The sequence below is a fragment of the Pseudomonas sp. TE3552 genome (assembly GCF_056278945.1).
Genome location: NZ_JBWBQJ010000001.1, coordinates 2,317,157 through 2,338,808, shown reverse-complemented (window position 1 = coordinate 2,338,808; position 21,652 = coordinate 2,317,157). Strand labels below are relative to the sequence as shown.

The 21,652-nt window shown below is 56.1% G+C and carries 15 protein-coding genes and 3 pseudogenes; 13 read left to right on the top strand and 5 right to left on the bottom strand.

Features of this window, described 5'->3' with window-relative positions:
• The first annotated feature begins 756 nt into the window (after positions 1 to 756).
• The 6 genes from ACZ9BB_RS10350 (at position 757) to ACZ9BB_RS10325 (ending at position 6,392) form a co-directional block, all read left to right on the top strand.
• Entirely contained in the window at positions 757 to 1,701 is a 945-nt protein-coding gene (locus ACZ9BB_RS10350; RefSeq protein WP_476213682.1) for a fatty acid desaturase, read from the top strand.
• A 30-nt stretch (positions 1,702 to 1,731) separates the two neighbouring features.
• Entirely contained in the window at positions 1,732 to 2,763 is a 1,032-nt protein-coding gene (locus tag ACZ9BB_RS10345; protein WP_476213681.1) for an ABC transporter ATP-binding protein, read from the top strand.
• A complete protein-coding gene (locus ACZ9BB_RS10340; RefSeq protein WP_476213680.1) occupies positions 2,760 to 3,389 on the top strand; it encodes an ABC transporter permease in 630 nt (209 codons plus the stop codon). Before ACZ9BB_RS10345 ends, ACZ9BB_RS10340 begins: the two co-directional genes overlap by 4 nt.
• The gene (locus ACZ9BB_RS10335; RefSeq protein WP_476213679.1) at positions 3,389 to 4,072 is read left to right on the top strand and encodes an ABC transporter permease; all 684 of its coding nucleotides are present in this window, start codon (positions 3,389 to 3,391) and stop codon (positions 4,070 to 4,072) included. The genes ACZ9BB_RS10340 and ACZ9BB_RS10335 overlap by 1 nt, the downstream gene beginning before the upstream one ends.
• A 115-nt stretch (positions 4,073 to 4,187) precedes the next feature.
• A complete protein-coding gene (locus ACZ9BB_RS10330) occupies positions 4,188 to 5,027 on the top strand; it encodes an ABC transporter substrate-binding protein (protein ID WP_476213678.1) in 840 nt (279 codons plus the stop codon).
• A 36-nt stretch (positions 5,028 to 5,063) separates the two neighbouring features.
• Positions 5,064 to 6,392 (top strand): LLM class flavin-dependent oxidoreductase, encoded by a 1,329-nt coding sequence (locus ACZ9BB_RS10325; RefSeq protein ID WP_476213677.1) that lies wholly within the window; start codon positions 5,064 to 5,066, stop codon positions 6,390 to 6,392.
• 73 nt (positions 6,393 to 6,465) lie between these two features.
• Here the strand turns inward: ACZ9BB_RS10325 and ACZ9BB_RS10320 are convergent.
• Positions 6,466 to 7,195, bottom strand: a pseudogene (locus ACZ9BB_RS10320) (transposase); the annotation flags it as partial.
• A gap of 92 nt (positions 7,196 to 7,287) precedes the next feature.
• Positions 7,288 to 8,208, bottom strand: coding sequence for a LysR family transcriptional regulator (locus tag ACZ9BB_RS10315; RefSeq protein ID WP_476213676.1), 921 nt, complete (start codon positions 8,206 to 8,208; stop codon positions 7,288 to 7,290).
• A gap of 234 nt (positions 8,209 to 8,442) precedes the next feature.
• Here ACZ9BB_RS10315 and ACZ9BB_RS10310 point away from each other — a divergent pair, with 234 nt between their 5' ends.
• Positions 8,443 to 8,838 carry a nuclear transport factor 2 family protein gene (locus tag ACZ9BB_RS10310; protein WP_218536110.1) on the top strand — a complete coding sequence of 132 codons (396 nt, stop codon included), beginning with the start codon at positions 8,443 to 8,445 and terminating at the stop codon, positions 8,836 to 8,838.
• 75 nt (positions 8,839 to 8,913) lie between these two features.
• Positions 8,914 to 9,357 (top strand): nuclear transport factor 2 family protein, encoded by a 444-nt coding sequence (locus tag ACZ9BB_RS10305; protein ID WP_476213675.1) that lies wholly within the window; start codon positions 8,914 to 8,916, stop codon positions 9,355 to 9,357.
• A gap of 213 nt (positions 9,358 to 9,570) precedes the next feature.
• On the opposite strand, the pseudogene ACZ9BB_RS10300 reads toward ACZ9BB_RS10305, so the two are convergent.
• Positions 9,571 to 10,136, bottom strand: a pseudogene (locus ACZ9BB_RS10300) (tyrosine-type recombinase/integrase); the annotation flags it as partial.
• A gap of 154 nt (positions 10,137 to 10,290) precedes the next feature.
• On the bottom strand, positions 10,291 to 11,205 hold the full coding sequence (locus ACZ9BB_RS10295) for a LysR family transcriptional regulator (protein ID WP_476213674.1): 915 nt from the start codon (positions 11,203 to 11,205) through the stop codon (positions 10,291 to 10,293).
• Positions 11,206 to 11,474: 269 nt separating this feature from the next.
• Between ACZ9BB_RS10295 and ACZ9BB_RS10290 the strand changes: the two genes are divergently transcribed.
• The 4 genes from ACZ9BB_RS10290 (at position 11,475) to pgm (ending at position 17,773) form a co-directional block, all read left to right on the top strand.
• On the top strand, positions 11,475 to 12,497 hold the full coding sequence (locus ACZ9BB_RS10290) for a zinc-dependent alcohol dehydrogenase family protein (protein WP_476213673.1): 1,023 nt from the start codon (positions 11,475 to 11,477) through the stop codon (positions 12,495 to 12,497).
• Between the two features lie 560 nt (positions 12,498 to 13,057).
• A complete protein-coding gene (locus ACZ9BB_RS10285; protein ID WP_476213672.1) occupies positions 13,058 to 14,548 on the top strand; it encodes a hypothetical protein in 1,491 nt (496 codons plus the stop codon).
• Between the two features lie 67 nt (positions 14,549 to 14,615).
• Positions 14,616 to 16,016, top strand: coding sequence for an aminotransferase-like domain-containing protein (locus tag ACZ9BB_RS10280; protein WP_476213671.1), 1,401 nt, complete (start codon positions 14,616 to 14,618; stop codon positions 16,014 to 16,016).
• Between the two features lie 110 nt (positions 16,017 to 16,126).
• Positions 16,127 to 17,773: a phosphoglucomutase (alpha-D-glucose-1,6-bisphosphate-dependent) gene (gene pgm / locus ACZ9BB_RS10275; protein ID WP_476213670.1), complete on the top strand. Its 1,647-nt coding sequence runs from the start codon at positions 16,127 to 16,129 to the stop codon at positions 17,771 to 17,773.
• 190 nt (positions 17,774 to 17,963) lie between these two features.
• Here pgm and ACZ9BB_RS10270 read toward each other — a convergent pair whose 3' ends face one another.
• Positions 17,964 to 18,659, bottom strand: coding sequence for a pirin family protein (locus tag ACZ9BB_RS10270; RefSeq protein WP_476213669.1), 696 nt, complete (start codon positions 18,657 to 18,659; stop codon positions 17,964 to 17,966).
• A 279-nt stretch (positions 18,660 to 18,938) separates the two neighbouring features.
• Here ACZ9BB_RS10270 and ACZ9BB_RS10265 point away from each other — a divergent pair.
• Positions 18,939 to 21,414, top strand: a pseudogene (locus tag ACZ9BB_RS10265) (UvrD-helicase domain-containing protein).
• Positions 21,415 to 21,652: the final 238 nt, after the last annotated feature.

Sequence of the window (21,652 nt, the reverse complement as noted above, 5' to 3'; positions counted from 1 at the left end):
TAAGGCCGCTCAACACCCGCGTAAATTAATATTGCGTTGCGTTGCGGCCTAGGCATTTACGCGCAGGCTGCATAGCGTCGCCGATTAATGTAGCGCTAGATTCTTCGTGGCTATCTAGGCCTTTCGGGAGCAGCCTTGATTAAGGTGTAATGCGATGCTTGGGCTACGGCGCGACGTTGTGTCCGGTCATTTAGTTAGTCGGCAATGCGTAAAGTTGCTCAGAGTCGGTACGCTGAAACCAGGCTAGCGGAGCAGGAAAGTTGAGAGGAGGGGAGACGCACCGCTTAATGCTTATTCATTTTTTGAATAAGCATAATAAAATATATTCCTTGAGTGCATTAGCCATTCTGCTACATTGTGGTTACCGGACCGCCGGATATGTTTAACCCTATTTTATGGTACGACTATGTCCGGCGCCCGAATCTTCCAAATCAGCCTTGAGGCTCTGTCTTATGACAGAGCTCATGTCGCGATTTCTCACTCCGGCAATATCCGCATCAGTCCTTGTGCCTCCATTGCCGTTCCATTCGTTACCGGCAGACCTCTTCCTTGTCAGGCCAACAGCGAAGCCTGCAGTGCAATCAGCGAAGGCTTGGCGTTTCTGCTCTACGCCATGTGAATCATCGCTGTTGGTCATTTCAATACCGTAAGTCTAGCCAGTCATCTTCAAGTAATGCCCTGGTTCCATAGGGTTATGGCTTGGAACGTGAGTGATTGGGCGTCTGTACAGAACAATACCTATCGCGACTTACAATAATGCCAAACTATTTGGATGAAGCTCATCGAGCTGAAATTGTTAAGCTGAGCACTACATTTACCAGTCAAACCGAATGGCCCACCTGGCTTTTGCTTGTTGGCTTCTATCTGGCCTGGGCTGTCGTTGTTTTTTATGGGCAGGCATTTGGCGAAGTATTCACCATTGTTCTGTTTATTCCATTGGTTGTGCTCTGGCTATCGATTCAGCATGAGCTGATCCACGGTCACCCAACGCGTTGGCCCGCCATAAACAAAGCCTTGGGATTTCTGCCGTTCGCCGTGTGGTACCCCTACGATATTTATAGAGACACACATTTGGCGCATCACAACGACGCGCTGCTGACTGTGCCCGGGCAAGATCCAGAAAGTCGCTATGTCACAAGTGCCTTTTGGTTGCAGTCACCTCGCTATATGAGAGCGTTGCTGTGGATAAATAAGACCTTGGGTGGTCGCTTGCTTATGGGAGCGCCATTGGCAGTGATATCCCTTCTGGGTAGCGAGATCAGAGGGTTATTTCTCGCGGGGCGAAGCGCTAGGCGGGTGTGGGCAGTTCATATGCTAAGTGTTGCCGTGGTGCTGACCTTGGTTGAACAATACAGCGCCATCAGTGCCATGCAGTACATATTTTTAGTTTCATTGCCGGCCTTGTCCATTTCGATGATCCGGTCGTTTTACGAACATCGGCCGTCAATGCTGCCGGAACACCGCACGGTTATCAATGAGTCGTCAGGACTTTTGAGTTGGCTCTTTTTGAACCTCAATCTTCACTTGGTTCATCACGATCTTCCCGGTTTGCCCTGGTTTTATTTGCCCCAGGTGTATAGAGCCAGGCGTGAACAATGGATCGCTCGAAACAACGGCTATGTCATTCACGGCTACTTCCAATTATTGCATCGGCATATGGTCAATCCCGTGGATTGTCCCCGCCATCCTGCCAGGCAATAAAAACACTAAAGCCAATCTGGGCGTCGGAAAATGATACGTTTTGAAACTATCAAGAAAACTCATAAGGGCAGCACGCGAATGGCCGTGAGCGATTTAACGCTTCATGTCCGGGAGGGGGAGATCTGCGTATTTGTCGGGCCAAGCGGGTGTGGCAAAACGACTATTTTGCGAATGATCAATAGGCTGGATACCCAGGACAGTGGTCGCATCTGTGTCAATGGAGTAGCGACTGATGAGCTTGACGTCGTTACGCTACGCCGGGGCATTGGCTTCATGATGCAGAGCTCGGCCCTATTTCCTCACCAGACGGTTGCAGAGAATATTGGCGCCGTGCCGCGGCTCTTGGGCTGGAGCAAGCACAAAATCCGCCAGCGCGTGAGCGAGCTTATTTCCCTGGTTGGACTTCAGCCGGAATTTCTCGATCGATACCCTAATCAGCTGTCGGGCGGCCAAAAGAGTCGTGTCGCTCTGGCGAGGGCACTGGCCTCGGACCCACCGGTTGTATTGATGGACGAACCCTTTGCGGCCCTTGATCCGGTGATACGCGAGCGACTGCAGGATGAACTGGTTGCACTTCAGAGACGTTTGCATAAAACCATTATCTTGGTGACCCATGATATGGAGGAGGCCATCAAGATTGGTGATCGGATTGCCATCTTCGAGGGCGAAGGAAAACTTGTTCAGTTCGATACACCTCACAACATCCTTGCCCATCCTGCCAGCGAGTTTGTGAAGAACTTTATCGGCAAAGATCCGCTGTTAAAAAGACTTTCACTGATGAAGGTTTCTGATCTTCCAGCGGATGAGGTCAGTTGTGAATTCAAACTTCTGCTGGATGACAAGTCCAACCCGTTGAAGTGGGTCAGTGATTCGGACGTGCCTGTTCCCGAGCTGACAACGGTGTCGAGTAACGACTCGTTGCATCACGCACTGGTTAAAATTCTAACGGCGCCGATCGGTGTGGTTGTTCGTGTGGACGAGACGGGCGGTTACGAAGGTTGCCTCTCGATTGCCAGCCTTCACAGCGCACTCAATGAGCGCCGCTTCGGAAGTACGCAATGATTGACTGGTCGTGGATCGTTGAAAACTGGCAGCAGATCGGCCAGCTGTTAGTTGATCATATTCAACTGGTGACCTTGGGCCTGTGTATAGGGACGCTGCTAGCGGGTGCAATGGTGCTCTTGACGTTGTGGCAGCCAGGATTGGCGCGGCCGATGATTTATGTCTGCGGCATACTCTTTACCATTCCGTCCCTGGCACTGTTTATTTTGATAATGCCTTTTACCGGGTTATCCAAGACCACGGCGGTCATTGGTTTGAGCCTGTATTCCTTGCTTATCGTGTTACAGAACACCTTGGCGGGGCTTGCGAGTAACCCTGCGGACATATTGGAGGAAGCCCGTGCGCTCGGGTATACGCGCATGCAGAGATTCCTCGGGGTTGAACTTCCACTGGCGCTGCCTGCGTTATTGGCGGGCTTACGAACAACCTCGGTTACTTTGGTGGGGCTGGTGACTGTTACTGCCTTGATTGGCCAAGGCGGATTAGGCCAGCTGTTCATTACCGGGCTGGCTCAAAGTTTCACTACGCCTGTGGCGGTCAGCTTGGTCCTGACGGTGATGTTGGCGTTATGTTTTGATTTTCTGTTTTATTCAATTAATAAATGGCTGGTCCCTTGGGTGCGCTGATGAACATGATCGCGGGTGTCTACCTTTGGTTTTCTCTTCCTGATAATTGGTTGGGTGAAAACGGGATACTGACTCGGCTGGCAGAGCATATTTATTATGTGTCTTTGAGCCTGGTTATTGCTTGTGCAATAGCGTTGCCGTTCGGCGTACTCCTGGCTAACTACCGCAAAGGCGCGCAGGTGGCGATAGGGCTGTTCAATATTGGGCGAGCATTACCTTCTCTGGGTATTGTGATACTTGCAATCATGCTCATTGGCTATGAAGCCAGCACGGTGATTATCGCATTGGTGACCATGAGCATCCCGCCGATATTAACCAATACCTATGTTGGAATCGATCAGGTGGATTCGTCTCTGAAGCAGGCTGCCAGATCGATGGGTATGTGCAGATGGCAGATGTTTATTCAGCTCGAGTTGCCGCTGGCTTTTCCGCTGATCTTTTCTGGATTCCGATCAGCCCTGGTGCAACTTATCGCAACAGCCACCATCGCTGCGTATGCAGGGTTCGGCGGGCTAGGCAGGTTTCTTATTGATGGACTGGGCCGAAATGATACGCCGCAAATTATTGGCGGCGCACTGATGGTGTCGGCACTTGCGATTGTCAGCGAGTGGGTTTGTTCAATGATAGAAACACTCATGGTTAGAAAATGGCGGGCGAGGAATGTTGAACTAAGCGCTACATGACCAGGGGCATTTGAAAGTGCGTATTAACTTTGCAGAGGTGCAGACCCAAATGAAAAACAAACAACGTTCGAAGGCTCGCTCAGTGCACTCGGTTTCATTGTTGCTGGGGCTAGGCTTGCTGGTTGGCAGCACGTTTGCCAATGCTCGGTCCATCACCATTGGAGGGGCCAATTTTTCCGAGCAGACGATTCTCGCCAACATCTATGCGTCAGCCTTGAAAAATGAAGGGATAGACGTCAAGACCCGACTCAATCTGGGGAACCGCCAGATCATCGCCCAGGCGCTGGAAAACGGGGATATAGACGTCGTACCCGAATACATAGGATCACTGTTGAGTTTCTATGACGACAAGACCGCCCTGACCACCCAAAAGGAGATCCTCAGCGCTTTGCAACAGAAGTTGCCGGCGGACCTCCAGCTGCTTGAGCCTTCGTCCGCAGGCTCCATTACCGCTTGGGCCGTCACCAAAAAGACCGCAGAAAAGTACAACCTGCACACCTTGTCCGACCTAGCGCCCGTCTCGGGAGATTTCACCCTGGGCGGACCTCCCGAAGTCGCCACAGCTGCGTTAGGCCTGCCCGGGTTGAAGGCGGTCTACGGCATCAACTTCAAGAGCATCAAGTCGCTGGACATGGGCGGGCCCTTGTCGCGGCTGGCGTTGAACTCCGGCGCTATCGACGTGGCCACGGTGGTCTCCACGCAGGGCATCCTGGCGAAAGAGCCTTGGGTTGTCCTCGAGGACGACAAGCACCAACAGCCCCTGCAAAACATCACACCACTGGGGCGCAAGGCGTTGCTAACCCCGGAAGTCACCCAGGTGCTCAACGAGGTCTCTGCAAAACTGACCGATGACGACCTCAAGCAACTCAATCGCCTTGTTGATATCGATCACAAGGATCCCGCAAAAGTCGCGGCGCAGTGGGTCGCCGAACATACCGTCAAGACGGCCCAGTGAAAATGAATGCGACGTTGGTAAGGTCGCGGAGGCGTTATGTCCAATAAAAGTATGATTTTGAATTTGTTCTTTTTTAACCCCCAAGGAGATCATCGTTTTTCCTGGCGCCACCCGCTGTCACCGACCCAGGAAATATTCACGCTCAAGTACTACGTAAAACTGGTGCAGGCGGCCGAGGCGGCGAAGTTTGATGCGGTTTTTGTCGCGGATCACGTCGCGGTCTGGGATTCCGTGGCCAGCGGGTTGAGGCACTATGCCAACGCCCGTCTTGAACCGATTACGCTGTTGTCCGCACTGGCTGCGGTTACCGAACACATCGGGCTGATGGGCACCGCTTCGACTTCCTATAACGAACCCTTCAACCTCGCGCGATATTTTGCTTCGCTGGATTATCTCAGCGCAGGGCGAGCCAGCTGGAATATCGTGACTTCCTGGCTGGAAGAGGAGGCTTCGAATTTCGGATTGTCAGGCGTGACGAAACACGGGGATCGTTATCTGCGGGCCGAGGAATTCATCCATGTCGTCAAGCAGCTTTGGGACTCCTGGGAGGAGGGTGCGCTTGAATTTGACAAGAGCACCGGCGACTTTGCCGATCCATCGAAAATTCACCCGATCAATCACAAAGGCGCACATTTCAACGTGCGTGGGCCGCTTAACGTGCCGCGTCCACCTCAGGGCCATCCGGTCCTTGCCCAGGCGGGGTCTTCTGACGCCGGCAAAAACCTGGCCGCTGCGCATGCGGACGTGCACTTCTGTTTTATCAATACGGTCGAAGAGGGGTTGGCGTACAGGTCCGATTTGAATCGCCGACTCGAGTTGAAGGGCAGGCATTCCAGTGATCTGAAAATCATCACCGGCGTGCTTCCGGTGGTACTCGGGGATGAGACTGAAGAGGAGCGACGTCGGCAACTGGAGGACAGCCTCATTATCGATGCGGTGGCGATTGACCTCGTCTCCAGCTACACCCGCCTGGACTTGACAGGTCTATCGCCGGACAGCCCATTGCCGGCGTTGCCGGATGAGTCTGAGTTTGATGGCATTCGAACCGAACTGGCGTTGCTCAAGAAGTACGACACCTCCTTGTCCATCCGCGAAATAGGGCGCCGGTTGGTCAAGAGTTCCAGCACCTGGCTACTGATCGGAACAGCGGAGCATATTGCCGACAAGCTTTCAGCGTTATACGAGTCGAATGCCGTCGATGGCTACAACCTCATGTTTCCGTTTTTGCCCACTGACTTCGAAACATTCACCCGTGGCGTGGTGCCTCTGCTGCAAGCCAGAGGGGTGTTCCGCCAGGAATATGAACCCGGGACACTAAGGGAACGCTTGGGCTTGAAGACGCCGGCCAACCGCTTCCTGCTGTGATCAGCGTCAATCACAACCCTCTGAATGGATTTCATATGACCAGCGATCTATCCATGTACCTCGCTCCCGCCAGGGTTTTACAGGCACAGCACGCTTGGCCATCCATGATCACGCCGTGCTCGATATCGATCAGATAATTCGTGGAGTAAGCGTAGAACGCTGGGCCGCCTGGGGCAGCGGTCCAGCGGGCCTGAGGATCCGTCAACGACAGGCGCTTCGGTAGCGTTTCGGCCAAAGCCTCTTCATCAAGGGCTTCAAGGTACTCACGCACGGCGCGGGTGCTCAGGGCCGGATCGCTCCAGTTGACCTGTTCATCACCCGGTACGCCGCGCTGCCGACTCGCATTCGCTTTTGATGATGCTGGCGTCCACGGCAAAGCCTTCGCCTTTGACCAGGTCTGCGTCCATGCAGCGACGCAGCACTTCATTGAACAACCAGCGAAACAGATCACTGTCCCGAAAACGACCGTGTCGATTTTTGGAAAAGGTCGAGTCGTTGGGGACTTCATCTTCAAGGCTCAACCGGCAGAACCAGCGATACGCCAGGTTCAAATGGGCCTCTTCGTGCAACCGCCGTTCGGAGCGGATGCCGTAGCAATAGCCCACGATCAGCATGCGGATCATCAGTTCAGGATCTATCGACGGGCGCCCAATCGGGCTATAGAAATCGGCGAGGTAATGGCGCAGGTCGCTCAGATCGAGACACTGATCAATGCTGCGCAGCAGGTGATTGGTTGGGATGTGGTTTTCGAGATTGAACGAGTAAAACAGCCGCTCCTGCCCACTCGATAACTGTCCCATCATGTTGCGTGCTTCCTTGCTGGCCGGTACGAAGATTTTGCCGCAGGCCACACAGGGGAGCTACTTCTTCTACAGAATCGCCCCTTAGCTGCCACTCACTTAAGGCTGCCATCATCGTTTCGGTGGGCCAAGCGCTGGTAGATAAACTCCACTGCTAGTCGGATTTTCGGGATCAGATAGCGGGATTGCAGGTAAAGCATGTAGATCCCGACCTCGGTCCGCGAGATCCCAATCGGCTGACTAAGGTCTACAGTGACCAATTCCCCCCGCTGCAGGTATTCGCGCAAGCTCCACTCAGGCAGCAGCACCATCCCACGGTGCTTGCATGCCATGGCAGTCAAAGAGGCTACGTCATTGCTAATGAATGTTGGAACAATCCGAGGGGTTATCCAGTTCTTGCCATCAAAACCAAGCCATTTGAGGACACTCTTTGAGCCACGATACATGAGTGCCGAGTGGCCTTTTAAGTCTTCTACCGTCCTTGGCGTGCCACGAGTTGCCAAGTAGGTTGTAGAGGCAGCGAGGATGAAGATATTCGGGTCGAGTCGACGCGCTACCACCCGATTCTCTGGTTCAGAACCGGCTCGGAGAGCAATGTCGTATTTATCGCCACCGAGATCCTGTAGTTCGTCACTTAAATCCACGTCAAGGAGGACGTCTGGATAAATGTCGCTGAAATCCTGAAGCACAGGCAGCAGCTTCATCCGCCCGTAGCTTGGCGTACAACTGATGCGTAGCGTACCGCTGGGCCGGCTTGCTTGATCTTTCAAAAGCTCTTCGGCGGCAGCCAGCTGTGCCATCCCTGAACGAACCTGTGCCAGATACGTTTCTCCCACTTCGGTGAGGCTGACGCTTCGAGTCGTGCGATGGAGGAGCACCGCCCCGACAGAATTTTCAAGCTCCGCGATTCGCCGGGATATTGAGGAGGCTGGCACATCGAAAGCTCTGCCCGCCTCGGTGAAGCTTAAGGTATCAGCAACCTTGATGAAGTATTTGAGTGCGCGCAATTTGTCCATCAGTACGACCCTTTCCATCATTGTCTTTTCGACAAAATAGTTTTCTGATTATATCTATTTAAGGACTGCGCATGTTGCCTTAGCCTAGAAATCTCAAACGAGGTCAACCAGCAATGTGGGAAGTTACAAACCCGCTACATCAGTCGGGCCGCACTGAGCGCTCGGCTCAAGAATGCAAAAACTATTTGATTGTTTATATTTTACATCCATTGAAATCATAGAGAAGGGCAGGCAATGAACCACGAAGAGCAGAATAAGCATTTCGTATTGGAAGCGTTTGAGACGCTGTTCAACAAGCGCGACTATACCGCAGCAGAACGCTTCTGGTCGCCCGACTACATCCAGCACAGTGCCTACATCGCACCAGGTCGTGAGGGCCTTTTTGAACTGGTTAAGGCAGCGCCCGCTGAGTTTCGCTACGAAAATGCACTGGCTGTGGCGTCGGGCGATTATGTAGTGCTTCATGGCCGTTTTTCAGGATTCGGCGCGCCAGTAAACTGGATTGTGGTCGACATAGTGCGGATCGAAAACGGCCAGCTCGCTGAGCATTGGGACGTAATCCAGGACGAAGCCACGCGCGACGGATCCAAGAGCGGACTACCCATGTTCGGTGATAGTTTTCCGAACTGATTCAATAGCGCCGTCCTACGCGCGCTCACTAATTTATCGAGTAAGTTTGCTATGACAGATGCAAAGACCCTACTGTTGGATTTACTTGCCGCAGCTCCTGATGGTAAGAAATGTGCCAAGCTGTTCGCTGAAGACGGAGTGCTGGAACTTCCATTCCTGCATTCGCTTGGTATCCCAAGCCGTCATCAGGGGCGGGAAGCCATCGCAAAATTTTACGATTTTGTCGGCGGCACCCTTTACCCTGGCTTCGGCTTCAAACCCGAAAACATCACTGTACTGATCGATACGGGAAATCAGGTGTACGCCGAGTATTTGACAGATGCGCGCGCGGCGGCCACTGGGCGTCTGATCCATCATCTGTTCGCGGGACGACTTGTCGCCGAGAACGGCAAAATCAAGCTGCTTCGCGAGTCGCTAAATACGGTGGCTGCCGCGCAGGCACTCAACACAAATGGTGTCGCCGACCTAGCTTCGCCTGAAGCTGAGATTTTCTCGGTTCCGCCGGGATATAAAAGCTAGGTTGCCGAGGCGGTCGGGGCTGTGATTTTCTTATTATCGAGAAATGCAGCGGTCAACATTTAACCGGACAGCTCCTTGACGAAGCAGGTCAGATCGCCTGGCGGTCATACTGCGACTCCGTACGCTGGTAACGGCCGCAGGCGCATATATCGCGAACGACTTAGTTTGAGCGAGCTGAGCAGGAGTGACTTCGGCGAGGATGTGTTTCAGCAAACCCAGGATGGAACGTATGATGGTGCGTACGCGCCGAGCCATAGCCATGATGCGCTGGCGGCGCAGTTCCGTGATGATTGTGGTGATGTGTTCCAGTTTGATCTCGCTGACCGGTTTATTGCCGATGGCAGGCAAGATGTGGTTACTCAGCGCACCACTAAACCCTGAGATGGACTTGGTGACCAGTTCGGCAGACTTAAATGTTAGCCACTGCTTGGCCACATACTCGAAGGTGCGCTCTTCGTTGAGCAGCTGTGCCTCGATCTTCGCGGTCTTGGCTTTGAGCGGAGCAATGTGGTTGGCCACGTCGCGGCGTGCGCCGCGGGCAATGTCGCGTGCCTCCTTCAGACCGATGTCGGGGTAGGCACCGATCGAGAAGCGGTTCTCCTTGCCATGCAGCCGATACTTCAAGCGCCAGAACTTGGAAGGGGGCTTTCCTGCCTTGCTCGACGCCCTTACCTCCAAGCTGGGACATCGCCGTCGGCGTGCTTGCCGGGTTCGGTCAGCGAGCGGATGAAGGCATCACTGAGTTTTCGTCTGAAAACAGGGGCATTATCTGGGGGCATCGGTGGGGGCATCGTTTTTTTAAAAATCGAAATTTGCCCCCAGTTATGCCCCCATGAGCTCTGGAATCCAGTGGAATTGGACGGGCGGACTTGGACTGAATTTCACTATAACCACATGTTAATAAAAGGTTTTTTGGGATTTAGTGGAATTCTGTTACAGACTATCGGGGTCCCCGAAAAACATCTGAATCCGCGACCGCAACCAGCGCTCACCCGGATCATTATCCTGCGACCCGCGCCAGGCCATGTGTAATTCAAAGCTGCGCACCGGCAACGGCGGATCTTCCGCCCGAACACCACCGGCGGCGGTCAACGCTTCGGCGGTGTAGTCGGGGACGGTGGCGACGATATCGGTTCCGCTGATCAGCGTACTGAGCCCATTGAACTGCGGCACCGCCAGCACCACATGCCGTTTGCGCCCGAGTTTTTCCAGCTCTTCATCTATAAAACCACTCAGGTCGCCTGCGAACGAAACCAGGGCGTGGGGGCGGGCGCAGAAATCATCCAGGCTCAACGGCCCCGGCACGGTGTCGGCCCGCAACAGCTTCGGCATGCTGCGGCGCAGCACTTTGCGCTTGGCGTTGGCCGGCAGGTCGGCGGTGTAGCTGACGCCGATGGAAATCTCGCCCGAAGCCAGCAGGCTCGGCATCAGGATGTAGTTGGCTCGCCGCACCACCAGCACGATGCCCGGTGCCTCGGCGCGCAGCCGTTTGAGCAGCATCGGCAGCAACGAGAATTCGACATCGTCCGACAGGCCGATGCGGAATACCGCATTGCTGGTCGCCGGATCGAATTCCGCCGCGCGGCTGACCGCGGTGGAAATCGAATCCAGGGCAGGCGAGAGCAGGGCGAAAATCTCCACGGCACGGGCGGAAGGCTCCATGCTGCGGCCGGTGCGCACGAACAGCGGGTCATCGAATAGCCCGCGCAGACGCGAGAGCGCCGCGCTAATGGCAGGCTGGCCGAGGAACAGTTTCTCCGCAGCGCGGGTCACACTGCGTTCGTGCATCAATGTTTCGAAAACGATCAACAGGTTCAGGTCGACACGACGCAGGTCATTACGATTCATCTGGAGTCCTGGCAGAGTCAGCAAGCTTGACGTGAGCGGCCATATGGGAACAATGGCCGGCATGAATCTTACGGGGAAAGACTGGTACTCTGCACAGGGTAATTCAGTTTTTTCTGAAAGGCTGCTTCGGTTTTCTACGGCATTAGATGATGCCGCCGTCGCTGCGGAATCAATGACAGGCATGTCGACTATTAATAGCCACTGATGGTCTTGGGTAAAAAGCCCAGATAGAGTTCAGGGCATTAGAGGTTACTTTGACGAGGTTTGCGATGTCCCGCACGATCCGTTTTCACAAGTTTGGGCCAGCCGAGGTGCTCAAATGCGAAGAGCATGCGGCCGCTCTGCCTGCGCCGGGCGAAGTGCAGGTGCGCGTCGAAGCGATAGGCATCAGCTGGTACGACATTCTCTGGCGCCAGAACCTGGCCTCGTCCCATGCTCGCCTGCCTTCAGGCCTTGGCCATGAAATGGCCGGCGTGGTCACGGCGCTCGGTGAGGGTGTCGATGACCTGGCCGTCGGTGACAAGGTCGCCAGCTTCCCGGCTGAAAGCCCCAACGACTACCCGGTTTATGGCGAACAGATCGTGCTGCCACGCACAGCACTGACCCGCTACCCGGACGTACTCAGTCCGATCGAGGCCAGTGTTCATTACACGCCGCTGCTGGTTGCCTATTTTGCCTACGCCGAACTGGCGCGCGTCAAACCCGGCCAATTCGCCCTGGTGACCGACGCCAGCCACTGCGCCGGGCCGTCGTTCGTGCAACTGGGCAAAGCCCTCGGTGTGCGAGTGATCGCTGCGACCAAAACCGCGGATGAGCGTGAATACCTGCTGTCCCTGGGCGCCGAGAAAGTCATCGTTACCGAAGAAGAAGATCTGCTGATGCGGATCAACAAAATTACCGATAACCGCGGCGTCGATGTGGTGTTCGATGGCCTCGGCGGTCCGCAGATGTCATTGCTCGGCGATGTGCTCGCACCTCGTGGCAGCCTGGTGCTTTATGGTCTGCAAGGCGGTAACCAGACACCATTTCCGGCTTGTGCGGCGTTCCAGAAGAACATTCAATTCTTCGTGCACTGCATCGGCAACTTCACCGGCAAGCCGGAGCTGGGCATCCTCCAGGACCAGGCCGCATTGCAGCGTGCCCTGCGCGACATCAACCAGTTGACCGCGGACCGCGTGCTGCTGCCGCTCAAGACCAAGGTCTTCCCGTTTTCCGAGTTTGTCGAAGCTCACCGCTACATGGACGAATGCCCATGCCGCGAACGGGTCGCCCTTCAGGTCGAGCCTGCGTAAATCTTGCGCAAGAGTCCGTGGCCACACGGACTTTTGTGCTGGCAATACCTCCCCAATGAGACGTCCCGTTGCCTCATCGATGGGCCGGTTCAGTAACTGAACTGGTTTTTGCTCTCAATCTGTATCTTCTAATCATCATATAAGCCCTGATAATTGAATGATTATTTCATCTCAAGGAAAGAGTCATGGCTGGGTATTCGCTTGAAACTTCTGAGTGCGCATCGGCAATACATGCTCAACAAATAATTTGGTATCGCTCGGCTGTCATACATTTGTGGGCGACTTATTTCTTTATTTCTTGTGTTAAATGTCTGTGGGACGCTGTCGGAAATTTCCTAGGAAATCTCACGCAAGCCCAAGACGCCCGTCCTGCCTGGCCTTGCGGAAATTTTACCCTGCCGGGGATATCCACGATGTGCAACCGTTTCAAATAATTACACAAAGCTTAAGTGCTAGCATTCGATAACAAGCCCGGCACTCCATTCATGACAGGCAACCCGTCGCGCAATACATCCAATTGTTTGCGTGGCATCGGACTTTTAAGTAACAGGTAAACAATGATGACCCATACCCATGAACAGGCAATGAATTATGTTTATCAACAAGTACTGCAGCGCTTGCTGAGTTTTTTCTCTCGCGCCGAGCGCACGGCATTGCAATTGATGATTCAGCGCCTGGTGGTGTCCGCTGGAGGTATGGAGCGTATCGGCGACTACAAGGTATTGGCGATCCAGTCCGGATCCCGCGACAGCTGTTACACCCTGGCGCTGCTGCGGGCCGCGCAACTGAGTATCGCCGGCCGGGCGCCGGCGACATTTCAGCTGCGAGTAGCCACTTTACGCTTGAACGGCGAGTCGTCGACAGCCCTGGAAAACATCCATCGCAGTTGCAGTGCGTTGTTTCTCTATGACGATCCCAGGGTCGAAGTGGTGATGGTCGATAATCGTGAAGTCCTGGCGTTCAACCATCTGGCGCCGATCTCCGACGCCGGTCGCGAAGCGAATCGGCTCAACCTGCTGATGGTAGGGCACCGGCGTGCCTGGGACGGGCCACTTGATCTGTGGGATGACGGGTACCTGGCCACCGGCGAGTTCTATGGGCAAATCGCTCGCTGGGACAGGGGGGTCGATGCGTTGATCAGCAGCGATACGCCCCGTCGGCAGAAGCAGTTTCTTGACGGCTTGAACCGTGCAGCGGCCAAGGCCGGGCTTAAGGCTCCAGATCATCTTGCAACGGGCTACGAGGGCTTGTTCGCGCGGCTCGATGAACTGGGTAGCGACTGCTACCGCGAGTTTTATCCTGAGTCTGCCCAGGCTGCCTGGCGTCCTGCGGATAGTTTCGAGGCCTGTCGTCGCACCACCTTCATCGATATTCACGACATGCTGGTCGGCAACCTGGAAGAGCGCTGGCCACTGCTGACCGATTTCCTCGGGTTCCAGCCTGACGAGCTGTCGGCTCAGCTCAGTGAGAACGACTATGTCAGTCTGTCGATATCCGCGCACCTTCGCGGCCTGCAAGCCTGCTTTGTACAAGCTCGCACCTACGAGGCGGGCGTAGGGGAATACCTGCAGCGGGCATTGGTGATGATGCGCCGTAAACAGCTTCCCGAGCGTTTTTGCGAGCAGGCGGTACAGACTTTCGGCAACCCTATGACGATGGCCGAACAGCGCACACTGGCGGCGGCCGAGGCGCAAAAAAATCTCGGCTTGAGCGAGGCTCAACTGGTGTGCCTGCTCTTCGCGCCCTTTGTCGAGAATGGCGCAACGCTCGAGCCATTTCTGCGTCAGTGCCACCCGGGCATGCTTGTGGCGTTGCCGGACTTGCACCGGGCGATGCAGGGCAACTCGGTACCCGAGCAGGTTCTGCAGTGGATGGAAGATGTCAGTGGGTTGCCCGTGAGCCTGATCGGTACGCTTTACCGCATGGGGCCGGTGACTCGGGTTGAGGGCAGGGGGCCTGGCATGGAGGGCGCGCACTTGGCTGTGCAAGCTGAAGTCATGGACCCTGAAAATGAAGCGGCCGTGACTGGCGAATGGTCGACAGGCCGGTGAAAGTGCCTGGTTTGACGGATTCATCAAGGATGCGTCGCGGCGCTCGTAGCGTGTTCGGCCGTTCCCCATGAAAGGTCCGCGAGATTCAGATTTTGCGTACCAGGCGGTGTACCGTTACCTGAATAACCTGATCAATGAACCGGGCAGTGACGTGCGAGTGCGCCTGCCTTCATTGCGACAGTTGGCGGAGCGTCTGAATGTGTCGATCTCGACCATTCAGTACGCTTATTCGCTGTTGGAAAAAGAAGGGCGTGTCTATTCCGTCGCCAAGTCCGGCTATTACGCACTCCCGGTGTCCTCCATCGGCATGCCCGGCAGCGGCAAGGACCTGCTCGAAACGGTCTATCTCAACGCCAGGCGTCCCGGCATGCTGGTGCTGAGCACCGATGAGCCGGCGTTGTTGCAACCCCTGGACAGCCCGTTGCTGTTGCTGGAAAGAGAACTGCTGCGCCAGTATCCGCGTCAGCCACAACCGTCTTCGCAACCCTGCGGCGAGCTGGAGCTGCGCACAGCACTCGCAGCGCGCTACACCACGTCGCCGACACGCTGCTGGCATGCCGATGATGTCTATATCGGCGCAGACTTGCGTGGCGTACTGGAAATACTGATTGGCGTCCTTGGCCTCAAGGACTCGGTGGTGGTAGTCGAATCGCCGTGCGACTGGGTGATTCTGCGCTTGCTCCAGGACGCGGACGTGCAGGTGATCGAGCTGCCGTTGCAAGCCAGTGGCGGTCTGGATCTTAAGCGGCTGAGGGAACTGCTTGAAACCGAGCAAGTGCGACTGGTGATGCTTTCATCGGGACTGAATATGCCCCGGGGCAGTGTGGCCCCTGACAGCAACAGGCAATCCACCGCGCAACTGTTGGAGGGACATGACTGCTGGGTGTTGGAAAACGATTGTTACGGCGAGCTTGAATTCGAACCGAGCGGCCTGCGGTTTCGCGATCTGCTGGACCCGGATCGACTGATCGTGTTTTCCACTTTCGAGAAAATCATCGGCTCGGAGGCACCCTATGGCTATCTGCTTTCGCGACAGCTGCGCGTCGAACTGCAACGGCATTTTCTACTACGCGCTTTCCGTTTGTCGTTGATTCGTCAGAAAGCCATTGCGCGGCTGTACAGCAACGGGCGCATCGACCAGCACCTGCTGGTGTTGCGTCGACTGCTCAAGGAACGCATGGTGCAGATGACCCAGTTGCTTGAGGAGCGCCTGCCTGATGCGCTGCATTTCGTTGAACCCCAGGGCGGGGCGACGATCTGGATCCGCTCGTTGCGCCAGGTCGATGTGCATCGAGTGTTCGAGCGGTTACTCAAGCAGCATGTGGTGATTGCGCCGGGGGAGCTGTTCAGCCTGCAAGGCCTGCACGGGCAGCATTTGCGTCTGAGTCACACCTTCGGTGGTCACCACGACCTCGCCGATGCATTGGGTCTGTTGGGGGATGCCTTGCGCCTGGAATCCATCGATTGAGCCGAGGCGCAAGCCTCCCCGGAACCTGACAATCGATAACATCGCGCTATGGTCAAACTGTCAGTAAACTGCGTTCCTATTCCCGAACCACTCTTTCTCAGAGGTTTTGCATGACACTCAGTCCTTTTGCGGGCAAACCGGCACCGGCAGAACTGTTGGTCGACATCCCGCGACTGGTAACGGCCTATTACACCGGCCAGCCCGATGCAGCCATTTCTACCCAGCGCGTGGCTTTCGGCACGTCCGGCCACCGAGGTAGCTCGTTCGATCTGAGTTTCAATGAATGGCACGTCCTGGCCATCAGCCAGGCGATCTGCCTGTACCGCGAAGCCCAGGGCATCGACGGCCCGCTGTTCGTCGGGATTGACACCCACGCGCTGTCCACACCGGCCGGTGCCAGCGCCCTGGAAGTGCTGGCGGCGAATGGCGTGACGGTGATGATCGCCGAAGGCGACGAATACACCCCGACGCCGGCCGTTTCCCATGCGATTCTTTGCTACAACCGTGGGCGCACCTCAGGCCTGGCGGACGGTATTGTCATCACCCCGTCCCACAACCCGCCGCAAAGCGGTGGCTACAAATACAACCCTACCAACGGCGGCCCGGCCGACACCCACATCACCAAGTGGATCGAAGCCAAGGCCAACGAGTTGCTGGCAGCCAAGCTGGCCGGCGTCAAACGCATCAGCTACGAGCAGGCCTTGAAGGCCAGCACCACCCATCGCCACGATTATCTCAACACCTACGTCGCCGACCTGATCAACGTGATCGACTTCGACGCCATCCGCGCTGCGAAGCTGCGTCTGGGTGTCGATCCGCTGGGCGGAGCAGGGGTGCGCTACTGGTCGGCGATTGCCGAGCATTACCGCCTGGATCTGGAAGTGGTGAATAAACAGGTCGATGCGACGTTCCGTTTCATGACCGTCGACTGGGACGGGCAGATCCGCATGGACCCATCGTCCAGCCACGCCATGCAAGGCCTGATCGGTCTGAAAGAACGTTTCGACGTGGCTTTTGCCTGCGACCCGGACCACGACCGCCACGGCATCGTGACGCCGTCCGGTGGGTTGCTGGCACCGAACAACTACCTTGCGGTGTCGATCGACTACCTGTTCCAGAACCGTCCGCTGTGGCGCGCCGATGCGGCTGTGGGTAAAACCGTGGTCAGCAGTGGCTTGATCGATCGCGTCGCCAAACGCCTGGGCCGCCGTCTGTACGAAGTGCCGGTTGGCTTCAAATGGTTTGCCGACGGCCTGTTCGACGGCTCCCTCGGTTTTGGCGGCGAAGAAAGCGCCGGTGCGTCGTTCCTGCGCAAGGACGGTGGTGTCTGGTGTACCGACAAGGACGGGTTGATCCCGGCCCTGCTGGCCGCTGAAATGACTGCGCGCACGGGCCGCGATCCAAGCCAGGCTTATCGCGCACTGACCGATGAGTTGGGCGAACCGTTCTCGGTACGGGTCGATGCGAAGGCCAACCCAGAGCAGAAAGCACTGCTGAGCAAATTGTCGCCGGACCAGGTCACCTCGACCCAACTGGCGGGCGAAGCGATCCAGAGCATCCTCAGCCACGCACCAGGCAACGACCAGGCCATCGGCGGTCTGAAAGTCATGACCGAGAACGGCTGGTTCGCGGCACGGCCGTCGGGCACTGAAGACATCTACAAGATCTACGCGGAAAGCTTCGTCAGTGATGAGCACCTCAAGCAGTTGGTGGCCGAGGCGCAGACCTTGGTAGATGGCGCAATTTCTGCGAAGTGAGTGAGGGCCCAGTGGCGAGGGGGCTTGCCCCCGTTGGGTTGCGAAGCGGCCCCAGAATTTCGAAATTACCGTAGATTTTGCGAGTGCTACGCACTCGAACGGGGGCAAGCCCCCTCGCCACAATGGACATACACATTAAAAAAGGGGCGACCACAACGGTCGCCCCTTTTTTTGCCCCGCATTTACCGCTTCAAGCCACATCCACCAAAACAATTTCACTGTCTTCAATCGCAGTCACGCGCAACACCTGCTCATCGACAATCGCAACACCGTCTCGAGCTTGTGCACGCAAGCCATTGACTTCAATGACACCGGTAGCTGGAACCAGATATGCCCGGCGGCCACTGTCCAGGTGATATTCCGCGGATTCACCGGCCTTCAGGTTCGCCGCCACCAGACGCGCATCGGCGCGAATCCGCAGGCTTTGGTCGTCACCGGTCTTGCCGCTGGCCAAGGTCACGAAACCTTCACGCTGGCCTTTGGGGAACGGTTTGGCGCCCCATGACGGCGCCGAACCGGCTTCGTTGGGGATGATCCAGATCTGAAAGATTCGGGTCTCGGTCGCTTCCAGGTTGTATTCGCTGTGGGCGATCCCGGTGCCGGCGCTCATGACTTGCACATCACCGGCTTCGGTGCGGCCCTTGTTACCGAGGTTGTCCTGATGGGTAATCGCGCCTTCGCGAACGTAGGTGATGATTTCCATGTCCCGGTGCGGGTGTTGCGGGAACCCGGTGCCGGGGGCAATCACATCATCGTTCCACACCCGCAGGTTGCCCCAGTTCATGCGTTTGGGGTCGTGGTACTCGGCGAACGAAAAGTGGTGATGGGCATCCAACCAGCCATGGTGCGCGCCGCCCAGCGAGTTGAAAGGTCTGAGTTCAAGCATGATCATCTCCTGAAAAGGTTCGTCATGGGGCAAAACGCCTGAGCCACAAACGAGAACCGGTGGTTGATGGTGAGCATCATCCATCAAGAATTGATCGATAAAAAGCGTAAAAAATGCCTCAATACAATCGAATTGGTCGATATAAAATAACCTCGAAACGCTCTCATCCAGCCTTCACTTCATCGCATAAGCCAATGACCTGTAAGCATTTCACTAGAACTCAACGGCAAATGCAGACACCATAGCCCTCAACAGCCTCACAGCCTGGAGTCCGTCAGCGTGCCGCAACACACCCCCGATCTTCCTCCCGAACTTCGTCCCCTGGCCGAGATGCCACTGCTCAAGCGCCTGGCCGCCCGATTCTTTGGTCACGGCCTTACTCGCCTGCGCGCGCAACACCGCGCGTCCTGGCTGCACGGGCAAGCCGACGGTTTTCGCAGCGGCCACAGCGCTGGTGTGGAATACGGCTATAAGGAAGGCAAGCTCGAGGGGCTGGAGGAAGGTCGGCAGGTACTGTTGATTCGCGACTCGCGCTCAACCGAACACCGACCGCCCAATGTCGATGACAATCTGTTCGACGATTGGCGCCTGCCCCTGAGTGCCGAGCTGAAGAAACGCATGAAGGCCGATGTGGCGCGTCTGCTGCCCGCGGCATGCGCAGCCGAGTGTCGCCCAATGGAAGATGATTTTCAGCGACACCCCTTCGACTTCGGTGATCGCCGGGGCGGGTGCGGGTAAGTCAACCACCCTGGTGTTGCGAATCCTGCTGCTCAGTCATTACCTGGGATTCGAACTCAGCTCCATGACTGTGGTGACCTTCACCCGCGAATCGCGCAAGGACTTCATTAACAAGCTGATCGAGCTGTTTGCAGTGTGGGGCCGGGCGCTCAGTTTCAAAGAGGCGCGCGATCTGGTGCGCACCTTCCATTCACGAATTCTGCCGATGGTGCGTAGCCTGCCGGGCTTCGAGCGGCTGCAAGCCTTCGAAAACCTCAGTCATCGTGTGCAAAACGGTGATGACGAAGTCGACAGCAATCCCTTCGACCTGCGCATCAACGACGCCCAGCGTCAGCAACTCAATGCCTGCTATCACAGCCTGCACACCCGCGATGAGCGTTTTCGCGAATTGATCAAGCCGCTTTCTCGCCATACCTTGCAGCTCAAGGAGCTGGAGCGTGATCATCCGGATGTGCAAAAACGCATGGCAGTGACCGAGCTGGCCGCCAAGCGCGATGAAGAGCTCTGCGACGCAATCGAGGACTTGTGGTTTCGCGCGGGTGCCTGGCCGATCAAGGGCATTGAGCCGAATCGCCAGACGTTCGACATCAATGGCTCGACCTTTCATTGTCACGGCTACATTCCGACGCTGGACGCCTGGGTGGTGCTGGGTTTCGATCCTCGGGAAAACCCTCAGGTCAGCCGGCCGAATGCCAAACTTTCGGTACGTGCAGAATGGGCTGTAAAGCGCACCCTGTTTCAAGCTTTCTGTCGTAAACCTTTGATATGGCTGGATAGTTACGAATCTTCAAAGCGTGTTTTGGCGTCTCTTGCCGGCGACGCCAGCGCCGGGCCGGGCTTCGATTACAAGGTCAAGGGCGAACTCGCATCCGCGCCGTTGCTGGACTGTTTTGTCGCCGCTGCCGGGTTTATTGAAAACCTCGGCCTGGATGTGCCCGATGCCGTGGGCCAGATGAGTTTCGCCAAGGATGACCCGGACCGGTTCTTCTTCGAGGCCTTGAGCCTGTTCTGGCGAGCGCTGGAAGATCACTTGCTGGATCAATCGCCACCCGTGATGACCTACAACCGGATGTTTGCTTTGTTTAGCGAGCATTCACCGGAAAATCTCAAGCTGCTCGGCGATGAACTGCTGCGGCCGATGTCGCACTTGATGATTGATGAGTTTCAGGACGTGTCACCGCAGATCGTTTCCTGGGTTCGCGCCAGCCTGGCCGAAATCCGCAGTCGTGGCCCGGCCATGCATGTGGGGCGCGGCGCGCAACGTTCGTCATTGCTTTGTGTCGGGGATGACTGGCAGTCCATCTACGGCTGGCGCGGCAGTTCGCCGACCTACTTCATGGAGTTCAACAAGGAGTTCCCGTCCCCGAGTACGACCAAGGTGATGCTCAGCGACAACTACCGCAGCCACCAGCACATCATTGATGCGGCAGAGCATATCGTCCGCGCCGCGCCGGCGATCGCTGGCAAGAAGGCCAAGGCCAGCGGTGAACCCAAAGCACTGTGGCCGGTGAATGTTCTCGACCGGGATGATCAGGCGATGGCCCAGCGCTTGATCGAGCACTACAGAAAAGGCGATTCGATCTTGATGCTTTATCGAAAAAGTAGCGATAAGTCATTGATAGAAGAGCATATTCAGCCTGTAGTTAATGTTGATTCTAGATTGCCGTATGAGGCTCGACGGCTCAAACAACTGACCTATCACAGCGCCAAGGGCTTGCAGGCCGATGCGGTGTTTCTGCTGGGCGATTGCCAGCATCTGACCAGCTCACCTTACAAGAACCAGGTCTATCGCCTGGCAGGGCTCGGCAAGGCTGGTGACAGCGAACCTTACGACAACGCACAGAAAGACGAGATTCTGCGGCTGGCCTATGTGGGCATTACCCGGGCGGTGAGTCATTGCTACTGGTATGTCGATGGCCAGGATACCCAGGCGGCGAATATGCCCAAGGCCTCCGATCGGATTGGCAAGGGCAAGGCGTTCTTTGCTGATCATCGTCAGGGAAAAGTACCTGCCTGACTTTTAAGAGAGTCTTGAGCAGAAAACCTGTGGCGAGGGAGCTTGCTCCCGCTTGAGTGCGCGGCACTCACAAAATCTACAAGTACTCGCAGAATCTTGGGGCCGCTTCGCAGCCCAACGCGAGCAAGCTCGCTCGCCACAAAGGCGGGCATGGCTGAAGAGGTACCGACTGGTCGCGAAAAGTTGCGGGGGACGCAATCCCGGCCTATGGTCCAAGGCGAGGCTTTGCTTGCGACTG